This window comes from Pseudomonas iridis, assembly GCF_017980685.1.
GTDB classification, from domain to species: domain Bacteria; phylum Pseudomonadota; class Gammaproteobacteria; order Pseudomonadales; family Pseudomonadaceae; genus Aquipseudomonas; species Aquipseudomonas iridis.
This window is the reverse complement of record NZ_JACXXO010000015.1, coordinates 1-20,846: the sequence shown is the minus strand read 5'-3', so window position 1 is coordinate 20,846 and position 20,846 is coordinate 1. Positions and strand designations below refer to the sequence as shown.

The 20,846-nt window shown below is 59.9% G+C and carries 15 protein-coding genes, 1 rRNA gene and 3 pseudogenes; 8 read left to right on the top strand and 11 right to left on the bottom strand.

All coding sequences use genetic code 11. The features are described from left to right. Nucleotides 1-38: 38 nt before the first annotated feature. A complete protein-coding gene (ggt, locus tag IEQ42_RS21075; protein ID WP_210705043.1) occupies nt 39-1,871 on the top strand; it encodes a gamma-glutamyltransferase in 1,833 nt (610 codons plus the stop codon). Between the two features lie 12 nt (nt 1,872-1,883). On the opposite strand, the gene IEQ42_RS21070 is transcribed toward ggt, so the two are convergent. The 4 genes and pseudogenes from IEQ42_RS21070 to IEQ42_RS21060 all read right to left on the bottom strand — a co-directional run bounded on the left by IEQ42_RS21070 (nt 1,884) and on the right by IEQ42_RS21060 (nt 5,396). Next, entirely contained in the window at nt 1,884-2,483 is a 600-nt protein-coding gene (locus IEQ42_RS21070; RefSeq protein ID WP_210705042.1) for a flavin reductase family protein, read from the bottom strand. Between the two features lie 166 nt (nt 2,484-2,649). After that, nucleotides 2,650-3,087: pseudogene (locus IEQ42_RS27805) on the bottom strand (methyl-accepting chemotaxis protein); the annotation flags it as partial. Nucleotides 3,088-3,189: 102 nt separating this feature from the next. Beyond that, nucleotides 3,190-3,873 (bottom strand): annotated as a pseudogene (locus IEQ42_RS27800) (PAS domain-containing protein); the annotation flags it as partial. A gap of 209 nt (nt 3,874-4,082) precedes the next feature. Next, entirely contained in the window at nt 4,083-5,396 is a 1,314-nt protein-coding gene (locus tag IEQ42_RS21060; RefSeq protein ID WP_210705040.1) for an MFS transporter, read from the bottom strand. 348 nt (nt 5,397-5,744) lie between these two features. Between IEQ42_RS21060 and IEQ42_RS21055 the strand changes: the two genes are divergently transcribed. From IEQ42_RS21055 to IEQ42_RS21045, 3 genes and pseudogenes are all read left to right on the top strand, one after another. After that, nucleotides 5,745-7,163, top strand: a complete 1,419-nt coding sequence (locus IEQ42_RS21055; RefSeq protein WP_042561066.1) for a short-chain fatty acid transporter — start codon at nt 5,745-5,747, stop codon at nt 7,161-7,163. A gap of 182 nt (nt 7,164-7,345) precedes the next feature. Then, nucleotides 7,346-8,518, top strand: coding sequence for a hypothetical protein (locus IEQ42_RS21050; protein WP_210705039.1), 1,173 nt, complete (start codon nt 7,346-7,348; stop codon nt 8,516-8,518). Nucleotides 8,519-8,700: 182 nt separating this feature from the next. Continuing rightward, nucleotides 8,701-9,224: pseudogene (locus IEQ42_RS21045) on the top strand (SET domain-containing protein-lysine N-methyltransferase). 23 nt (nt 9,225-9,247) lie between these two features. Here the strand turns inward: IEQ42_RS21045 and can are convergent. Further along, nucleotides 9,248-9,892 (bottom strand): carbonate dehydratase, encoded by a 645-nt coding sequence (gene can / locus IEQ42_RS21040; RefSeq protein ID WP_042561069.1) that lies wholly within the window; start codon nt 9,890-9,892, stop codon nt 9,248-9,250. 141 nt (nt 9,893-10,033) lie between these two features. Here can and IEQ42_RS21035 point away from each other — a divergent pair, with 141 nt between their 5' ends. Beyond that, nucleotides 10,034-10,438, top strand: a complete 405-nt coding sequence (locus tag IEQ42_RS21035; protein WP_210705038.1) for a serine kinase/phosphatase — start codon at nt 10,034-10,036, stop codon at nt 10,436-10,438. Between the two features lie 167 nt (nt 10,439-10,605). Here the strand turns inward: IEQ42_RS21035 and rimI are convergent, their stop codons facing one another. Beyond that, nucleotides 10,606-11,058 (bottom strand): ribosomal protein S18-alanine N-acetyltransferase, encoded by a 453-nt coding sequence (gene rimI / locus IEQ42_RS21030; protein WP_047303173.1) that lies wholly within the window; start codon nt 11,056-11,058, stop codon nt 10,606-10,608. Further along, nucleotides 11,051-11,797 carry an energy transducer TonB gene (locus tag IEQ42_RS21025; protein ID WP_210705115.1) on the bottom strand — a complete coding sequence of 249 codons (747 nt, stop codon included), beginning with the start codon at nt 11,795-11,797 and terminating at the stop codon, nt 11,051-11,053. Before IEQ42_RS21025 ends, rimI begins: the two co-directional genes overlap by 8 nt. Before the next feature lie 230 nt (nt 11,798-12,027). Here IEQ42_RS21025 and mksB point away from each other — a divergent pair, with 230 nt between their 5' ends. From mksB to mksF, 3 genes are read left to right on the top strand one after another with little or no spacing between them, the layout of a single operon-like run. Next, a complete protein-coding gene (gene mksB / locus IEQ42_RS21020; RefSeq protein WP_210705037.1) occupies nt 12,028-13,308 on the top strand; it encodes an Mks condensin complex protein MksB in 1,281 nt (426 codons plus the stop codon). Further along, nucleotides 13,298-13,999, top strand: coding sequence for an Mks condensin complex protein MksE (gene mksE / locus IEQ42_RS21015; RefSeq protein ID WP_210705035.1), 702 nt, complete (start codon nt 13,298-13,300; stop codon nt 13,997-13,999). Before mksB ends, mksE begins: the two co-directional genes overlap by 11 nt. Continuing rightward, nucleotides 13,996-16,836, top strand: a complete 2,841-nt coding sequence (gene mksF, locus IEQ42_RS21010; protein ID WP_210705034.1) for an Mks condensin complex protein MksF — start codon at nt 13,996-13,998, stop codon at nt 16,834-16,836. Before mksE ends, mksF begins: the two co-directional genes overlap by 4 nt. A 217-nt stretch (nt 16,837-17,053) precedes the next feature. On the opposite strand, the gene IEQ42_RS21005 is transcribed toward mksF, so the two are convergent. From IEQ42_RS21005 to rrf, 4 genes are all read right to left on the bottom strand, one after another. After that, the gene (locus IEQ42_RS21005) at nt 17,054-19,357 is read right to left on the bottom strand and encodes a PqiB family protein (protein ID WP_210705033.1); all 2,304 of its coding nucleotides are present in this window, start codon (nt 19,355-19,357) and stop codon (nt 17,054-17,056) included. Then, nucleotides 19,350-19,973, bottom strand: a complete 624-nt coding sequence (locus IEQ42_RS21000; protein WP_210705032.1) for a paraquat-inducible protein A — start codon at nt 19,971-19,973, stop codon at nt 19,350-19,352. The genes IEQ42_RS21005 and IEQ42_RS21000 overlap by 8 nt, the downstream gene beginning before the upstream one ends. Beyond that, nucleotides 19,960-20,619 carry a paraquat-inducible protein A gene (locus IEQ42_RS20995; protein WP_042561077.1) on the bottom strand — a complete coding sequence of 220 codons (660 nt, stop codon included), beginning with the start codon at nt 20,617-20,619 and terminating at the stop codon, nt 19,960-19,962. Before IEQ42_RS20995 ends, IEQ42_RS21000 begins: the two co-directional genes overlap by 14 nt. A 148-nt stretch (nt 20,620-20,767) precedes the next feature. Continuing rightward, nucleotides 20,768-20,846 (bottom strand): 5S ribosomal RNA (gene rrf / locus IEQ42_RS27865); the annotation flags it as partial.

Below are 20,846 nucleotides of genomic sequence, written 5' to 3'. Positions count from 1 at the left end.
AGTCCCTCAGACTTTTCCCCCACGGACGGAGAGCCCGCGTGTTTTCAGCCTTGCCCTTGAGCCGCTTTCGCCTGCCTGCCCTGACGCTGATCATCAGCGCCCTGTCACTCACCGCGTGCAACGCCCCGCCCTCCTCGACCCTGCCGCTGGCACCGGAAGCCGCCTCCGGTTATCGCACCGACCTGCAAACCCGTCACGCCAGCAAACACATGGCCGCCGCGGCGAATCCGCTGGCCGCCGAGGCCGGCCGCGAGATGCTACGTCAGGGTGGCTCGGCGATTGATGCGGCGATTGCCATGCAAGCGGTGCTGACGCTGGTGGAGCCGCAATCTTCCGGCATCGGTGGCGGTGCAATGATTGTGTTGTGGGATGGCAAACAGGTGCGCACTTATGACGGTCGCGAAACCGCGCCGGCTGGCGCCACCGAGAAACTGTTCCTGCAAGCGGACGGTACACCGATGCCGTTCCCGCAAGCGCAAATCGGCGGGCGTTCTGTGGGTACACCGGGCGTGTTGCGTGCGCTGGAGATGGCGCATAAACAGCACGGTCGTCTGCCTTGGGCCAAGCTGTTCGAGCCGGCGATCAAACTGGCCGAACAAGGTTTTGCGATTTCCCCGCGCCTGTATTCGCTGCTGGCGTCCGATCCGGTGATCCGCCGCTCGCCAGACATGGCTGCTTACTTTCTTAATGGCGATGGCAGCGTCAAAGCCGTCGGCACTCGCCTGCAGAATCCGCCCTTGGCTGCCGTGCTCAAACGCATTGCCAGCGAAGGTGCCGATGCGCTGTACACAGGCCCGATCGCCGAGGAGATCGTCGCCAAGGTGCAGGGCCACGCCAATCCCGGCAGCCTGTCGTTGAACGATCTTCAAGGTTACAAAGCCAAAGAGCGCGCGCCTTTGTGCACTGACTACAAACGCTGGCAGGTTTGCGGCATGCCGCCACCGTCATCGGGCGGGATCGCCGTGGCGCAGATCCTCGGCACCTTGCAGGCACTGGAGAGCCGCGATCCGCGCCTGGCGCTGGCACCACTCAAACCGCTGAAGACCGACAAACCCGCCGGTTTCGAACCGGCGCCGCAAGCCGTGCACCTGATCGCCGAGGCAGAACGCCTGGCCTATGCCGACCGTGCGCAATACGTCGCCGATACTGACTTCGTGCCGGTGCCGGTCAAAGGCCTGGTCGATCCGGGCTATCTCGCCAGCCGCGCCAGTCTGATCGGCGAACGCAGCATGGGCAGCGCCAAACCGGGCATACCGCCGGGCGTGCAAGTGGCTTACGCACCGGATCGCTCACCGCTGCGCATCTCCACCTCGCAAGTGGTGGCGGTGGATGACCTCGGCGGCGCGGTATCGATGACCACCACCATCGAAGCTGCGTTCGGCTCGCACCTGATGGTTCAGGGCTTTTTGCTGAATAACCAGATGACCGACTTCTCGTTCATCCCGCAAGAGAATGGCCAGAAAGTCGCCAACCGCGTCGAACCCGGCAAACGTCCGCGCTCATCCATGGCACCCACGCTGATCTTCGACCGCACCAGCGGCGAATTCCTCGCCGGCGTCGGCTCGCCGGGTGGCTCGCAGATCATCGAGTATGTCGCCAAAACCACCGTCGGCCTGCTCGACTGGAACCTCGACCCGCAAAGCGCCATCAGCCTCCCCAACTTCGGCAGTCGCAATGGTCCAACCGAACTGGAAAAAGGCCAGTTCAGCCCGGCACTGATTCAGGCGCTGAAGGACAAAGGGCACACGGTGAATGAAATCGACATGACCAGCGGCACCCAAGCCATCGTGCGGGTCAAGGATGTGCAGGGAAATGTATCGCTGGAAGGTGGCGCAGATCCACGGCGCGAGGGAGAAGCGCTGGGGGATTGAGATCAACAAAACTCAAACCGCCAGCGTCTTGCCGTCCACCGGGGCGCCTATCGTCAGGAAGTGCCCGCCGGCTACATGGTGCAAAGTGCGCAGGCCGTCGTGCCCTTCGAAATGCCAGCGTCCTTCGCTGAACACCCGTTCATCGGCATGGGCGGCGATGACTTCGGCGAGGAACAGATCGTATTGATCGTGATTGCGCGGCTCCGGCAGCAAGCGGCATTCGAGCCAGGCGACACACCCCTCGAGCAGCGGCGCTTCAATCTTGTTGCCGCTAAAGGTCTGCAAGCCGTAGGCCTGAAACTTGTCCTGCCCTTGGCTTTGGGTGATTTCCAGACCCGAGGTCGAACCGACGGTTTGCACGATATCGGCCTGATTGACGCAAGGAACGTTGATTACGAAGGTGCCGGATGCCTCGAGCAACTGCCGCGTCCAGGTGGATTTGTCGAGGACGACGGCGACTTTCGGCGGTTCGAAGTCCAGTGGCATCGCCCACGCGGCGGCCATGATGTTGCGCTGGCCGTCATGGGCGGCGCTGACCAGTACGGTCGGGCCGTGATTGAGTAAACGGTAGGCTTTGTTCAGGGCAACCGGGCGGCGGTATGAATCGCTCATGGGGATCTGCTCCGGGAAAAAGGAGCAGATTGTAGCGCTGTCACTGAAGAAACACAGATTCGGTGGGAGCGAGCCTGCTCGCGAAAGCGGTGTGTCAGTCAACATCCCTACGGAGTGAACTGACGCTTTCGCGAGCAGGCTCGCTCCCACATTGGATCAGTGCAGGTCAGTTAGACAGTTGATTGGCGAACTGCCCCACCGCATCCACCACTTTCTGCGCGCCGTCCTGAATCTCGACGATCACTGTGCCCGCCTCGGCCGCCAGCGCCAGCCCTTGTTCGGCCTGGAGCTTGCCGTCGGTCATCAGTGCCACGGCGTTGCGTGCCATTTCCTGGTTCTGCCGTACCACCACGACGATTTCATCGGTCGCCTGGCTGGTGCGCGAGGCCAGTTGCCGCACTTCGTCGGCGACCACGGCAAAACCACGGCCCTGCTCACCGGCACGGGCCGCTTCGATCGCGGCGTTGAGCGCCAGCAGGTTGGTCTGTTCAGCAATGCCGCTGATGGTTTTGACGATCGTGCCAATCACCAGCGACTGTTCGTTGAGCGCTTCAATGCCTTCACCGGCGGCCTGCATGTGCCGCGACAAGTCGCGCATCACGTTGACCGCTTCGGTCACGACAGTCGTGCCGCGCTGGGCAGTACTGTCGGTTTGTTGCGAGGTGCTGTAGGCAATGCTGGCCGCGTCGGCGACGGCTTGTTCGCGGTTGACCTGATCGGTAATCACCGTGGCGAACTTCACCACTTTGTACAGTTTGTTGTTGGCATCTACCACCGGGTTGTAGGACGCCTCCAGCCAAACAGTACGACCATGGCTGTCGACACGTTTGAAGCGGTCGGCCACGAATTCGCCGTTGTTCAAGCGACGCCAGAAATTCTGATACTCGGCACTGTTGTACTCTTCGGGCGTGCAGAACATGCGGTGATGCTTGCCCTTGATCTGCGCCAGGCTGTAACCCATGCCGTTGAGAAAGCGTTCGTTGGCGTTCAGCACGTTACCGTTCAAATCGAACTCGATCACCGCGGTGGAACGCACCAGTGCACCGATCAGGTTTTCATGCTCGCGGGAGGCTTCGATCGTGCGGGTCAGGTCGCTGGAGAAGATCGAGATGTGCTTGATCCGCCCATCCGAAGCACGTACCGGCTGCACGATCGAGCGCAACCAGGCCTCGTCACCATTGCCACGCAGAAGTCGCACAGCGCCGGCGAAATGCTCGCCGCGAGTCATGGCGTTCTTGAAGCGCTGATGGAATTCGTCGGATTTCACATGGGCCGGGACGATGTCATCGATGGCCCGGCCAATCAGATCCTGGCTCTTGTAGAACATCTCGTCGAGGAAGTTCTGGTTGACCGACTGAACCCGTCCGTCCGGCTCGAGGGTCAGCACCATCATCTCGCTTTCCAGGCTTTCCTTCACTTGCACAAGGCTGGAGAGTTCTTCACGAAGAGCAGCCAGCTCTTGCTTCAAGCGTTTATTGAACATGGGAAAGCACCGATGGGCAGGGTGGAAAGCGGGATACAGCCTAACCATCGGCCTTGGACAGCTTTTCTGAAGAGCGATTGAGACTCGTCAGTCAAAAATAGTTCGGGCTCTGCGAGTCAGGCAGTTCCGGCAACCTGACATGGCCCCGTACGCGGCATCCGCGCGCCAAAATACGCCGCACTCAGCACACCCACTGCGCCCATCACCGCGCAGAAGATTACGCAGATCCACGGGCTCCATGGCATCAGACCGATCAGCAACAACGGCGTGATACTCGCCCAAGCGGCGTAGGCAATGTTGTAGGTGAAGGAAATGCCGGAGACCCGAATACGCGCCGGGAACAACCCGACCATCACCGACGGCACTGCACCGACAACGCCACAGGCAAGACCGGCCACCGCGTACGCCAGACCAATCCAACTGCCCCCCATGATCAAGCAGCTGTAAAGCAATCCAATGCCCAGCGGCAGCAGCACGCTATACAGCATCACCGTGCGCCACGCACCGATGCGATCCACCAGCAACCCCGCGATCACGCAACCGATGTTGAGGAAGACGATGCCCAGGGCGCTGAGCGCAAAAGTGTGGCTGGCGGTCATGCCGAAGGTCTTCTGCATCATGGTCGGGGTGATGACCACGAACACCACCACTGCCGATGTCAGCACGCAGGTCAGCAACATGGCTGGCAGCATTGCCAGTCGATGTTCACGCAGCACTGTACGCAGCGGCAGCTCGACTCGCGCCTCGCGCTGCGCCTGCATCGCCATGAACACCGGGGTTTCACTCAGCCAGCGACGCAGATAGACACCGATCACACCGAACACGCCGCCCAGCAGGAACGGATAGCGCCAGGCGTAATCAAGAATTTCCGCCGGGGTGAAGACTTGTGCCAGGAATGTCGCAGTCAGCGCGCCGATCAGATAGCCGAAGGTCAAACCGGCCTGCAAGAAGCCCAAGGCATAACCGCGATGCGCGGTCGGTGCGTGCTCGGCGACGAATACCCAGGCACTCGGCACTTCACCGCCAACCGCCGCGCCTTGCAAGATGCGCAGCGCCAACAACAGCAGCGGAGCGAAATAACCGATCTGGGCGTAAGTCGGCATGATCCCGATCAGCAGGCACGGCAGCGCCATCATCAGGATGCTCAGGCTGAAGACTTTTTTGCGGCCCATCCGGTCGGCGAAATGCGCCATCAGAATCCCGCCCAGCGGCCGCGCCAGATAACCGGTGACGAAAATCCCGAAGCTTTGCAGCAGTCGCAGCCACTCGGGCATTTCCGGTGGGAAGAATAACTGGCTGAGGGTCAGGGCGAAGAATACGAAGATGATGAAATCGTAGATTTCCAGAGCCCCGCCAAGGGCCGCAAGGCCCAGGGTCTTGTAGTCGGAGCGGCTGAACGGCACCGGTTTGGCCGTGTTTTGGGCAGTCATGGCAAAGAACTCTGGCAGGCAAAAAACCAAGGCGCACATGGTCTACGCAAATGCGCCGATGGACAACCCGTTAGACCATAGTCCCGATTTTGCAAAACCTGCTCACAAAAATGGCCTGGCTTGAATTACTGTTCAGGCCTGTCCAAAGGGACGACGCAACGCCGACCGACCGCAGTGAACCCCATGTGTGAGCGAGCCTGCTCGCGAAAGCTTCAGTTCAGGCAACCTCGATGTTGAATGTGCCGAACTCTTCGCGAGCAGGCTCGCTCATACAGGGGATCTCTTTGCTGTCGAGATGGGCGGCGGCTCCCGCGGACCACAATAACCATAAAAATCCGAGGTACTCCCGTGGCCGTTGATATCGAAGATAGCCGCTCTGCACGCTTTGCCCTGCGCTGTTCAAGCTTTGCCGAACGCTGGTTTCCCGATTCCTGGGTATTCGCGGCGTTGGCCGTGATCATCGTTGCGCTGGCCACAATGGCCATGGGCGCCAAACCCACCGCCGCCGCCATGGCATTCGGCGACGGGTTCTGGAGCCTGATCCCGTTCACCATGCAAATGGCCTTTGTGGTGATCGGCGGCTACGTAGTCGCCAGCTCCCCGCCCGCCGTGAAACTGATTGATCGCTTGGCGCGTATCCCGAAAAACGGCCGCTCTGCCGTGGCCTGGGTCGCGTTGATCTCGATGGTTGCCTCATTGCTGAACTGGGGCCTGTCGCTGGTATTCGGCGGTTTGCTGGTCCGTGCCCTCGCCCGCCGCACCGATCTGAAAATGGACTACCGTGCAGCTGGCGCCGCCGCTTATCTGGGGCTTGGCGCGGTGTGGGCGCTGGGGCTGTCGTCGTCGGCGGCGCAGTTGCAGGCCAACCCTGGCAGCCTGCCGCCGTCGATTCTGTCGATCACTGGCGTTATCCCGTTCACCGAAACCATTTTCCTCTGGCAGTCCGGCGTAATGTTGCTGGCGCTGATCGTGGTTTCGATCATCATTGCCTACGCCACCGCCCCCGGCCCGAACTCTGCGCGCAGCGCCGAGGCCTGCGGGATTGACCCGGCCTTCAACCTGCCGCCGCTGCAACCACGCACGCGCCCGGGCGAATGGCTGGAACACAGTCCGCTGCTGATCATCGTACTGGTGCTGCTGGCGGCGGGATGGCTGTTCCACGAGTTCTCGACGAAACCGGCGATTACCGCGATTTCCGGGCTCAACACCTATAACTTCCTGTTCATCATGCTCGGCGCATTGCTGCACTGGCGCCCGCGCAGCTTCCTCGATGCGGTCGCCCGCGCGGTGCCGACCACCACCGGCGTGCTGATTCAGTTCCCGCTGTACGGCTCGATCGCCGCGCTGATGACCACCGTCAAAGGCGCCGACGCGCAAACCCTGGCCCACCACATCTCGACGTTCTTCGTCAGCATCGCCTCGCACGATACCTATGCGCTGCTGATGGGCGTGTACTCGGCGATTCTCGGTTTCTTCATCCCGTCCGGCGGCGGCAAGTGGATCATCGAAGCGCCGTACGTGATGCAAGTCGCCAACGATCTGCAATACCACCTCGGCTGGGCGGTGCAGATCTACAACGCGGCGGAAGCCTTGCCGAACCTGATCAACCCGTTCTACATGCTGCCGCTATTGGGCGTGCTCGGCTTGAAGGCGCGGGACCTGATCGGTTTCTCGTTCGTGCAATTGCTGGTGCATACACCGTTGGTGCTGCTGTTGCTGTGGGCGCTGGGGACGACACTGGCGTATACGCCGCCGGTGATGCCGTAAAGCGTTCGACCTCACCACATAAAACCAATGTGGGAGTGAGCCTGCTATCACGAGCAGGCTCACTCCCACGTTTGCAACGACTCACTCGATAACTTTTCTACTGCCCACTAGACCGCGCCACACTCGTGGTTTCAGTATGTACCCGCCCCGCAACCGGGAACCACGCTGAAAAGGATCTGAGCATGTTCAAACTCGCAGGACTTACCCTCGCCGCGCTGACACTGAGCGCCGCCGCCCACGCCGATGTCGACCTGAAACTGGGCAGCACCGAGCGCGTCACTCGTCTGTTCGCCTACCCCAACAACTGCAGCGTGATCTGCTTCCGCAACTGGACATTGGAGCAGACCGTCGCGCATTACCTGACCCAGAGCGTGCAACGCGACGGCTATGCCAATGCGAAGGTTCTGGTGAAAACCGATAACGACCAGATCTACGCCGAAATCAGCGGCGTGCCGCAGGGCTACGACAAACCGCTGTCGGCGCTGCTGGACGCGGGAGATCTGGCCTACACCGGCGCCAGCAAGCTCAACGCCGATGGCAAATGGGCGTACAGCTGGTATCTGTTCCTGCCGTTGGGCATGGCCCTGGAAAACCGTAAAAGCGTCGAATTGCTGCACTTTCCGCCGGATTACTCGCTGACCCAGGCTCAGGATTATCTGCGTTCCAATACCACCGACCGCTGGGCAACGCTGTTGACGGTGAATGGCATCCCCGCCGATCAGACCCCCGCCTATCAGACCATCATCGACATCGCCCCGATCGCCGCGCCGTCCAACGCCGGCAGTGATCTGGAAGGTGTCTATGACTACTTCAAGGACTACCAGACCACGCTGGTCAAGCAGTTCAGCCAGACCGCCAGCGGCAAGACGCTGCCGATGGTGGCGTTCGGTGCGCCGGTGAGGAACTGGATCAAGCAGCAATACGGGCCGACCGTGAACGTCCTCGGCCTGGCGACCATCAGCCCGAGCACCGGGGTGAACGTGCCGGTGCTGGGTTCGAACCACCCCAGTTACATCTGGTACGCCGCCGATCCCAAAAGCTATACCGGCGACGATGCGCAAGCCAAGGCTGACGCGGCAGGCCTGAGGGTAATGGGGCAGGATTTGAGCGCCGCCTGCTGGCAGGCCGACATGGGCAGCAAACCGGAAAGCGATGCGCAGAGCACGCTCAGTACGTGTACGCAGACCTGGCAAGTCACGCAAAAGGTCAAAACCTGCGAGTTGTTCTACACCTCGATTCGCAACCTGACCCCGGAGCAAGCCGCCACCCAGTGCGCCACCCCACCGGTCAAGGCTCAACTGCAACAGCTCAGAGCCCCGCTGCCCGCCACTGCGGCCCCCGTTCCACACTTGTAATCGCGTTGATGTCATTCCCGTGTCAGCCATGACTGACACGGGAAAGCGTCTATCTCGCCTGTCAGATCTGACAGTAGACCGTCTATACCTATTACGACTACATTGGATCCAAAGAATAGTGGCGCCGTGCTGACAGGACGTCAGATAAAGGAAGTCGCGCCCTTCTTGCAACAAGGACTGTTATGAATACCCGTGCGATTGCTGGATCTGTTCCACGCGATACCGAAGGTATCTACCCCTTCGCTGGCCTCCCCGTGCGCCTCGGGTTCCGTCCAGCGCCGACTTCGAAGTCTTCCACGATGAGCACGGCACCCCGACAGGCGTCGCAGCGCGTCGGGAATTTCAGCGCACCACCCGAATGTGCAGGGTGTCTGGACAGTTACTGCCCTACCGCTGTCGACAGACCCGACAGCTGTTGAACGGTATCCACGTCTACGATCCACGCTTTTGCGGAGCACTCGAACACGCCTGCGACCCGAACGTTTTTCTCGATATGAGCGAACTGTGGCTGTGGGCGTTGAAAGATATCCACAGGGGTGAGCGGCTGACCATGGATTACGCCGCCACCGAAGACAAACTGCTGCATCAGTTTGCCTGCGATTGCGGTTCTGTACGTTGCCGTGGGTGGATCACCGGTTACAACGAACCCCCGAGCATCGAGGGCCAGCACTTTTTACAGCGCTGGCGACGGCAAGGCTCACGCTGATCCACGCGGGCAACCTTCCGCGGCTACGGCGCCCCGACAGGACGCAAGCGATACTGCGGCGGCAATTGCTCGAAACCGCTGATGGTCGCGTTCAGGCTTTTCCAGCGCCCATCCTTGATGCCGTAGATGCAACCGTGGATCGACAGGCTCTGCCCGCGATGCCAGGCGTTTTGCACAATGCTGGTGTGGCCGACGTTGGCCACTTGCTGGATCACGTTGAGCTCGCACATGCGATCGACCCGCTCTTCTTCGGTCGGCAGCTTGGCCAGTTCGTCACGCTTGTCGTAATAGAGGTCACGGATCGAGCGCAGCCAGCCGTCGATCAGGCCGAGCTGACGATCCTGCATCGACGCCCGCACACCGCCACAACCGTAGTGGCCAGTGACCAGAATGTGTTTGACCTTGAGCACATCGACCGCGTACTGGATCACCGACAGGCAATTGAGGTCGGTGTGCAGCACGACGTTGGCGACATTGCGGTGCACGAACAAATCGCCCGGCAACATGCCGACGATTTCGTTGGCCGGCACCCGTGCGTCGGAACAGCCGATCCACAGATATTCAGGGGTTTGCTGACGCGCCAGCTTGGCGAAGAAATCCGGGTCTTCCTTGGTGATCGCGTCAGCCCAACGCTCGTTGTTATCAATCAGGTCTTGTAAGTCATGCATGCTGTAAGGCCTCAAGAAAGATGCGCTGCTTTGACAGACGACCGTCGGTCGGGGTCACGAAAGGATCGCAAGTGTTTTTGTTGGAATTCTCGTGTGCCCGGTGAGTCCACCTTAGTAAGGCCCACACTATGAGGATTTGCCATGACTGATTCACGACGCCCTTACGATGCGGTGCAACCGGAACCCATCGATGATAACGAAGATCGCATGGGTTCGATGCACGAGCTGGATTTCGACGACGAACAGCCCAGCGCGAAAATCGGCGACGAACTGCCGGAGCAGGAGCGCAAGCAACTGATACCAGAAGAGCGCGTGCGTGAAGCAGGTCTCACTGGCGCGTCGACTGCCGATCATGAGCCGACCGACGATGACATGAGCCCGGAAACGCTGATTCGTGAGGATGGCGCCAGAGATGCCAGCGAATCCGGTGAAGACAATCCTGCGGATTGGGATTTGAGCGTGGTCGATGAAGACGATATCGGCGGCGGCAATGGTCTGGACGAAGCAGAGCTGGCGCGGCGCAAACCATTGGATGGCAATCGCTGATTATCAGCAGTAACGCAATCCCTGCTGATTACCTGCATTAACGCAATCCCTGTAGGAGCTGTCGAAGGCTGCGATCTTTTGATCTTGTTGTTCAACATCCAAAGCAAGATCAACAGATCGCAGCCTTCGACAGCTCCTACCGGGGGCTCAGCTATACATCAGTGGAATCAGTCAACCAAGGTGCAAGCCATGACGACAGCGTCTTCACGCCCACCCACTGCCGGATAATAATCCCGACGCCGGCCAATCTCATTGAAGCCATAACGCTCATACAAACGGAACGCCGACCGGTTGCTGTCACGCACCTCCAGAAAACACTCGCGCGCCTGGGCGGCATACGCCCGCGACATCAGATGCTCCAGCAACGTCAGCCCCAGCCCACGCCCCTGATTCTCCGGTTTGACCGTGATGTTGAGCAGGTGCGCCTCATCCAGAATGATTTGCACCACGCCGTGACCGACCTGCTGCTGACCTTCGAACATCAACCAGATCTGGTATTTGCCCAGGCCGTCGAGAAAAATTCCACGGGTCCACGGGTGGCTGTAGGCGGCGAATTCAATCTTCAGCACAGCGTCCAGGTCCGCCTCGGTCATCGGTCGGAACGTTACAGCGTCACTCATTCGATTCTTTCCAGCGCGCCATCAGCCGACGCATGGCTTGCCACACAGCGGCTTTGCGCTGTGGCTCTTCCATTAACAATTCCAGACCGGGAATGGCCCAGGCCGGGCCCAGACCTTCGATCTGCAATTCACGATTGAACGCTTCGGCGTCAGCTTCACCGGCAAAACGCACCGCCGGCAGGCCGATCAGCCATAGGCAGGCGCACGGCGCCGCTTCCATTTGTACCGAAAGAAAACCTTGCACGAAGTCGCGCGCAGCCTCCGGGCCCTGATCCATCGTGCCGCGATTCAACCACGGCCAGCGCACCGGCTCGCCGACGATCTGCGGCGCATCGGGCAGACCGGCGGCACGCAACATGTCCTTGAGCAAGAGATACGCCGGATCGCGGCTCTGGAAGGATTCACCTGTGGGTAACTCCACCAGCAGCAGGCAACGCCCGGCGCGCAGCAGTTGCAGGGCGAAACGCGGGGGGGGCACTGGCGCAGGTTTGGCGACCACCGGCGTGTCGTCCGCCTCCTCGACCGGTTTTGTGCTGGCTCGAGTACTCGGCGACGAAGGCCGCGGCACTTCGATCTTCTGCCGCTCGGCTGGGTGCACGGCAGGCTGCACCGGGGTTTCGGCCTGTGGCGCAGCCACAACCGGCGCCTCGATTTCGGGCTCGGGCATGTCCAGCAGCTCGGGCCGCGAAGGGGCAGCGAAGGGCAATTCGGTGCGCGGCAGCCAATTGACCACCTGCATGGCGTTCAAATAGGCGCGGCGGCGGGACTCGATAAGCAAAGGTCGGCCACTTGTGGATAACTGAAGTGCGCCGATTCTACCGCCCTTCGCTCAAGATCGCTCGCTGTTGATCGATAGTCTTGAGTCACGCTCAACCTTAGAAAAAGCGACAGCCCGTCCCGAGAGTGAATCGCATCCTTCGTGATGCAGTACAATCGCGGCTTTTAATCGCCAACCAGCCGGCCATTCCGATGATCGAACCCAAGCGCGTCTTGCGCGCCCTCGCTGAACACTGGGCACTTCTGGAGCCACTGTGCGAGCACTTCGACCAAGGCACACTGAGCCTCAACGAACTGCGCATGCAACTGGCCGCCCAACAACTGGACAGCACGCCGCAGGACATCACCAGCCTGCTCGACGTGTGGATTCGCCTCGACATTCTGGTGCCCGTGGCGAAAAGTCCGAACCGTTTCGAGCTCAATGCGCAGATTCACGACTTCCTCGCCTACCTGCGCCGGGAGCACCGTTTGGGCCTGTGCCTGGAAATCGAAGCGTATCTGCGGCATCTCGAACGCCTGGCTGGTTATATTCAGGACGCATTCGACATCCGCGATGGCCACGACCTGGCCCGCCAGCTGCGCTTGCTCGACATGCGCGTACGCGACGTGTTGAAGAAGCTCGACAACGACGAGCAGGCGCTGGTGGCCGTGGCCGAACGCGCGAAGACCAGCGACCGACAGATTCCACTGCGTCAGCGTTACGCCGAAGTTCTGGCGACCTGGGACGAATACGTCGAGCCGATGATCGATCTGGTCAACGCCGACGGTGCCTTCGAACAAGGCGTGCGCAAGGTCGAAACCGTACTGCTGAAGATGCTCAGCGAACAGCAACGCCTCGGCCATCTGGTCGATGACGACATGCTGCTGCGCACCCACGCGCGCATCCTCGAAATGCAGACCAGCGCCCAACTGACCCTGCGTCATGCCCGCGAACTGCTGCTGCCGCTGCGTGAAGAAGCGCGCCGCCATAACGCCGTGACCCGTGGCGCCGCACTGGCGCTGGCCGCGATCCGCCGCAAAGGTATCGATGCCGTGCCGCAAGCGGCGATGCCGCTGTTCACCCGGCCGCAAAGCACCTTCCTCGGCAGCGCCAGTCAGGTCGAAGCCTACGTTTATGCACTGGCGCGTTTCGAGCCCAAGCCGGCGCGTTTCCCCAAGGCCCACAAAACCCAAAAAGGTGGCGAAGCTCCACGTGCGCCTCGCACGGTGCGCGAAATGCTCGATCGCTGCGAAGACGCCCTGCCGATGCCGGACCTTATGGTCTGGCTGCTGGAGCAGGAACCGGACGGCGCCACCGACGAATTGCTTTACTGGTTCTCGCGCCTGTCGCGGGAAAAACGCTTCAAGCGCGAACGTCTGGAACGCCGCGAATACCACACTCACGAGCACCAGGTCAGCCTGCGCTCCTTCGCCCTGCTCTCGGCCCGCGACCCCGCCGCCGAGGATTCTGCGAGCATCCCAAATGCATCTTGATCTCTCCGAACTGTCTCAACTCGCGCCGATCTTCCGCGAACTGTTCAAGGGCTACCACGTCAGCCGCCGTGATCCGGAGCTGTACGCGCAACTGTCGAACTTCCAGGATCAGTACCGCACGCTGTTCAAGGCCCTGGGCTTTGAACTGGTCTGCGACACCCGTGGTTTCTACTACTTCGTACCGGACCTGGCCGCGACGGCGGTAAACAAGACGGCCCAGCGTCTGGCCCTGTTTACCTTCATCCTCGTCGAGCATCTGGCCGATCAGGGCCGCGACCCGATTGCTGTGCTTGATGGTGGCAGCCTCGGCCGCGAAGAGTTGCCATCGTTGCTGGAGAAGTACCGCGATCTGTTTATTCAGGCCGAAGTACAGACCGTTGAAGAGCTGGAAGAAAAGATCATGCGCCGCATGACCCAGCTCGGCTTCGCCGGCGAAGAAAACGGTGTGTACCGTTTCCTGCCGCCGATGCACCGATTCCTCGATGTGTGCCTGTCGGTTCAGCAAGACCGCGACCTGGCCGCCAGCGTGCACAGCGTTCTACCGCTGCCAGCGCCAGTGCTGATCGACGAAGCTGCCGAAGCCAAATTTCTCGAAACCGACGATCCGCTCGATCTCTCGGAATTTGAAGAAGAGAGCGAAGAAGACGCACTGGCCCGCGCCATTGCCGAAGAACAGGAGTCCGACGCATGAGCCAGGAACGCTACGGCATCCGCCGCTTTGCCCTTTTGAACACCGCCGGTTACAGCCTCGGCCTGTTTCCGCTGGAAGAACCGCTGTCGGTTTATGGCGCGAACAACCTCGGTAAATCGGCGTCGATCAACGCCTTGCAGTTCCCGATTCTGGCGCGCATGTCGGACATGAGTTTCGGCAAATACAGCCTGGAACAATCGCGGCGCTTCTACTTCGCGACCGACACCAGTTACATCCTTGTCGAAGTAAGCCTGCCCCACGGCCCGCACGTTATCGGCGTGGTCGGTCGCGGCCCCGGCGGTGGTTTCGGTCACCAGTTCTTCGCCTACGCCGGCAAACTCGATCTGGCCCATTACCAGAAAAACGACACCTGCCTGCGCCAGAAAGAGCTGTTCAGCAACCTTGAGAAAGAAGGCCTGAAAGCCTACGAACTCAAGCCTGACGAACTGCGTCGCTTGCTGGTTGGCGGTCACACGTCGATCCCGCTGGACCTGACCCTGATCCCGCTGCGGTCCACCAGTGAGCAGAGCCTGAAGACGTTCCGCGCACTGTTCATCAACCTGCTGCACATGCGCGAAATCACCGCGGCCAAACTCAAGCAACTGTTCCTCGATGCGTTTGAGCACAGTTTGCGTTCGGGTAGCGTTGATTACATCGCCGCGTGCGAAGAAGCGTTCCGCGACGTACGCCGAATGGAACAGGACTACAACTCGCTGGTCGCCGCTGGCCCCTTGGTCGAAGCCTTGGCCAATGGCGTGAAACAGCGCGACGTGCTGCGCGGCAAACTGCACCGCCTGTCGCCGCTACTCGATTCGCTGCTCGGCACCTGGTCGGATTACGCCGGTGCGCGCAAGGAAGAGCTGACGATTCAGGCCGATCACTACCGCGGCGAGCAGGATGCACTGCAAAACAATCAGCGTGGCGGTACACAAGAACTGATGCGTCTGGAACGGGAAATTTCCGGCATCCAGCGCTGGCTCGGTGAATTGTCGGTGTTGAAAAATCGCTTCGCGCTGGTCGATGACGTCAAAGTGCTGGAGCAACAATTGCTCGCTGCCAAAGACGCTCACGACGAGTTGGCCGGTGCCTTGGCGCAATCGCGTCAGTTCAGCGCCGAAGATCTGGAAGAGCGTCTGCGCGATCTGGAAAAACGCCTGAAGTCGGTGAAGCAGCAACTCGATCACGCCGACAACAACAGCTACGCCCGTCTGCGCGAAGAGTTCTCGCAGCCCGACGTCGAGCGTTTGATGCGTCTGTTCAACAGCGCGCTGTTCAGCTTGCCGTTGGGCGAGCACGGCATCACCCTCGACGAGGATGGCCAATGGGTCAAATCGGTTGAGCTGATTCTTGATGGCTTCAAAGGCGAGCGCTTCGAGGTGCCGGGCCTGTCGATCGACCTGTCGCACATCGAGCCACCGGCCCTGCAAGCCTTGGCCGACCGTGCCGCGCTGCGCGATCAGAAAGAGCGTCTTGATAAAGAGCTCAAGCAACTGAAAACCCAGCAAGCCGTGGCCGCCGACCGCGCCGCGAGCAAGACCCAGACCGAAGCGCTTTATCAGCAGGTGCTGGATGCGCAAAAGGCGCTGGAAGACTTCCGTCGCTGCCAGACCCTGAGCGCCGAAGAAGGCGACAAGCTTGAGCAACTGGCGCAGATGGAAGGCGCGCAGGACGAACTCAAACGCTCCAGCGATGCGTTCACCGAGCGCGTCCAGCAGCTGTCGGCCAAGCTGCAACTGGTTGGCCGGCAGATCGCCGATATGGAAGCCAAGCAACGTACCCTCGACGACGCCCTGCGCCGCCGCCAGTTGCTGCCGGCGGACCTGCCGTTCGGCACGCCGTTCATGGATCCCGTCGACGATTCGATGGACAACCTGCTGCCGCTGCTCAACGACTATCAGGACAGCTGGCAGGGTCTGCTGCGCGCCGATGGCCAGATCGAAGCGCTGTACGCGCAAGTGCGCCTCAAAGGCGTGGCCAAGTTCGACAGCGAAGACGACATGGAGCGCCGCCTGTCACTGCTGATCAACGCCTACGCACACCGTACCGACGAGGCGCTGACCCTCGGCAAGGCGCGGCGTGCGGCAGTCACCGACATCGCCCGGACCCTGCGCAACATTCGTAGCGACTACGACAGCCTCGAGCACCAACTGGCGCTGTTCAACCGCGAGATCAACAAGCGTCAGGTGTCCAACCTGCAGAGCTTCCGTATCGTCCTCGCGCCGAACAAGGAAGCGCTCAAGCACATCGACCAGATCATCCACAGCGCCGGTCAGTACGAAGAAGGCGAAACCCTGTCGGTGTTCGACCTCAGCCAGAGCGCCGAGCAAGACAACAAGAACGAAGAGGCCAAGGAATACCTGGCGCGGTTGGTGGCGGCAAACCACAACCAGCTCGGCCTCAAGGACTTGTTCGAACTGGCGTTCGAGATCACCAAGGTCAACGGCCAACCGGTTATCCACACCGACATCGACGGCGCGGCGTCCAACGGCACCACCATGACCATCAAGGCGCTGACCAACATGTACTTGTTGCTGCACTTGATGGACCGCGATCAGGCCGGTCGCGTACGCCTGCCGTACTACCTCGATGAGGCGGCGGACATCGACGAGAAGAACCAGGCAGCCTTGCTGGAAACCAGCCTGCAACTGGGCTTCGTACCGATTCTGGCGAGCGTGAAGCCGCAGGTCTGCGCCAGTGTCGCCATCGACCTGGAAGGCGGCAGCGGCCCGGCGGGGATCTACATCGACGAGGCGGACTGGAAGTACATCCGCCGCCATGATGTGGTCAAAGCCACGGTGAATGTTGAAGCGGATGAGCCGGAGCTGGATGCGGTTTGATCGGCGTTAACTGAAGGCAATAAAAAGGGCCGCGATCTGATTGGATCGCGGCCTTTTTTATGGCTTGGGATGTGTGCTGAACGCTGAGGCCTTTTCGCGAGCAGGCTCGCTCCCACCGGGATTTATGGTTGGCACAGAATCTGTGCCTACCGCCGATCCACTGTGGGAGCGAGCCTGCTCGCGAAGGCATCTTTTCAGACGCCATATCAACACCGGGTTATTTACCGAGCGAAATCTTCGGCGCCCACGTCAGCCACTCATCCTCGAACTTATCGAACAGCGGGAACGTCTGCTCGGGCCGAGCGGGATTGCCCATGCGCTCGCCATCCGGCGTGGCAAACGCGATACCGCCCTGAATCGCCGTTTCAAGCGATTCCGTGCGTACCGTCAAGCCGTTGAACAAGCCGATATCGAAGCCCACACCGCTGGTGTTCCAGAACCGGCTGCCACTGCGTACCAACGGTGCATATTTCGGCTCGATCAGAATGTGCACCAACACGCGATCAGCGGTCTGGCCCAGTTCATAACCGGTGACTTTGCCCACGGTGATTTCACGGTAGGTCACTGGCACACCCGGTTTCAGCGAGCCACGACGAGCCGCGCTCAATACCAGACTCAAACCCGCCTCTTGCCTGGTCACTTCCGGTGCATTAGCCAGCGCGACAAAGTTCTTCTGCGGCCCGAGGTTCTTCGCCGCCGGTTGCACTTCGATGTATTGCCCGGTGACCAGGGTTTCCAGATTGGAAGTCTTGATCAACCCCAACTCCGGTTTGACCACCCAGAACTGACTGCCAACCCGGGCAATTTTCTCCGGCACTTGCGTGATGCGTGCGGTGAGGATGACCGCTTGCAGATCGTCGGTCAGATCGACACTTTCAATCTTGCCGACATCCAGCCCCTTGAAGCGAACTGGCGTACCGCTGCGCAAACCATCGGCACGATCAACCTTTATCGTCACAACATCGCCCTTTTGATTGGCGTCGTCATGGCTGGCAAACAGGCGGAAGCGCGGAATACGTTTCTTCAATGGCGCCTTGGGCTGTGGCGTTTCGAAAGCAATACCCCCGGCCATCAGCGTCTGCAGTGATTCACTCTTCACCTGAATGCCGCCCGTCAGGCCACCGGTCAAGGTAATACCGCTGACATTCCAGAAACGGGTCGAGGCGTTAACCAGATTTTCGTATTCCTTCTCGATGTGAACACCGATAACCACCTGCTTTCGGGTTTTGGAAAACTGGTAGCTCTGTACCGAACCGACCTTGACCTGTTTGTAAAGAATCGGACTGCCGACCTCAATCGAACCAAGGGCATCGGTGAACAACACCAGGTGCAGACCCGGCGAACGCAGATCCAGCGGCGGTGCCTTTGGTCTGGCCTCGAATTCACGTTTCGGGGCAGCCCCTTTGTCACCGGGGCGCACGGCGATGTAGTTACCTTTCACCAGTGCTTCCAACCCGGTGATACCGGCCAGGGAAATCGACGGTTTGACCACCCAGAATTGCGTGCCATCGACCAGATAGTCTTCGGCCAATGGATCAAGGGTGAGTTCGGCAGTGGCGCTGTTCAGATCCGCATCGACCTTCAGCGCCTTCAGATTGCCGACCTGAATACCTTTGTACATCACCGGCGTACGACCGGCCTGCAGACCTTCGAAGTCACTGAGTTTGACCTTCACGCGGATTCCGGCAGCGGCGGCGTCGAAGTCTTCATAAAGACGGAACGGCAAGCTTGGATCGGTCGCCGGGCTGTCCTTGCGATTCTCAGGTGTTGCGAAGGCAATACCGCCGGCGACAATACTCGCCAGCGATTCGCTGCGCACTTTTACCCCAGACAGGTTGGCGTCGATGCTGATGCCGCTGGCGTTCCAGAAACGTGTGTGTTTACGCACCAGTTTGGCGTAGGTCGGCTCGATAAAAACTTTGAGCTCGACGGTACTCTGGTCTTCCGAAAGCAGATAGCTTTTGACCTGACCGACCTTGATCTGCTTGTAGAACACCGGGCTGCCACGACTCAGCGAGCCGAGCCGATCAGCCTTGATGGTCAGGTGCAGGCCAGGCTTGGCATCAGACAGCGGCGGCTCTTCCGCCAGCGCCTTGAACTTGCGCAAAGGCTCGCCTTCGCCGGGACTGATTGCGACGTAATTACCGGAGACGAGTGTTTCCAGCCCGGTAATACCGGCCAGCGTCACGCTTGGTTTGATCAGCCAGAAGCGGGTGCTGGTCTTGAGGTATGGCTCGACGTCTTTATTCATCTCGACCGTGGCGATCACTCCTTTGGAGTTCCCTTCATCGTCGAGCTTGAGCGTCTTGACCTTACCGACCGACATACCTTTGTACATGACCTCGGTCTTGTTGGCCTGGATGCCTTCGCCGCTCTCGAAGCGAATCTGGATCTCGATACCGGTTTCGGAGTAAGCACGCCAGCCGAGCCAGCCACCGATGATCAGCGCAATCAAAGGCAGTACCCAAATGGCAGACCAGTTCGAGGCCGGTCGGGTTTTCGCTACAGGCAAATCAGTCATGGTCGTCATCCGACTCCGTGTTATCCCAAATCAGTCGGGGATCGAAAGTTACTGCAGCAAGCATCGTCAGAATCACCACAGTGGCGAAGGCGATGGCGCCAAGATTGGCTTCGACACTGGCAAGCCGGCCGAAGTTGACGACCGCCACGAGGATGGCGATCACAAAGATATCGAGCATCGACCAGCGGCCAATGAATTCGATAAAACGGTACATCCAGATGCGCTGACGCGCGGACAACGGCTGACGTCGTTGCACCGAAAACAGCAACAGTGCGATGCCCACCAGTTTGAAAGTCGGTACCAGAATACTGGCGATGAACACGACCGCCGCAATAGGAATCATGCCGTGCTGCACCAACTGAATCACCCCGGACATGATGGTGCTCGGATCACCCTGCCCCAAAGAACTGACAGTCATGATCGGCAGCACATTGGCCGGGATATAGATAATCGCTGCTGTGATCAGCAGTGCCCAGGTTCTGGCTAGGCTGTTCGGACGGCGCGGGTGAACAACTGCGCCACAGCGCGTGCAGGTTTGCTCGTCGGTGTCCGCGTCTTGCCTGTTCAACTCGTGGCATTCGGTACAAGTCAGAATGCCCGCATCAATCGCCCGCATGAGCATCCTCTCCAGATAACGCCTGCCAGATCTGATGCGGCGACATCACCACCTCCAGCCAGACCTGAATCAACAACAAGCCAATGAAACACGCCAGACCGAGGCCAACGGTGATGGCCGCCATGTCCGCCAGTTTAACGATCGCCACCAGTACGCCCATGAGGTAGACCTCGAGCATCCCCCAGTCTTTGAGGTGGTGGTAAATGCGATAAAGCAGCAGGCCGTAGCTGCGCCCAAGGTTCAAGCGGATCGTCAGCAATACCGCCAATTGGCACAGCAACTTGATTAACGGAATGGCCATGCTGCACAGGAATACGACGATCGAAACACCTTGCATGCCGGTGTTGAACAAACCCACAACGCCGCTCCAGACAGTGTCGTGCGACGACTGCCCGAGAAGATTGAGCTGCATGATGGGTAAAAAGTTCGCTGGCACGTAGAGCAAGAGTGCCGCGATGACCAAGGCAAGGCTGCGCTGCACCACATTATGGCGGTGGGCGTACAACTCGTAACCACAGCGTGGGCACAGGGCTTTTTCGCCGTGGGCAAGTTTCGGCTTGCGCATCAACAGGTCGCACTCGTGACAGGCCACCAGGTCTTCCAGCGGTAAATCTGACAGCCCTGGGGCGTCAACCGGATCTGACATAAAGGCTCTGGCTCCGAAAAAGATGGGGCTATTCTAGTGTTCTGATACGAAAATAACTGTGCAAATTTGTTCGGTGGTGCGAACAAAAACTTTTCTGCGCGCAAAACAAAACCCCAACTGCTTTCGCAATTGGGGTTTCGGAATTTAATCTTGACGATGACCTACTCTCACATGGGGAAACCCCACACTACCATCGGCGATGCATCGTTTCACTGCTGAGTTCGGGA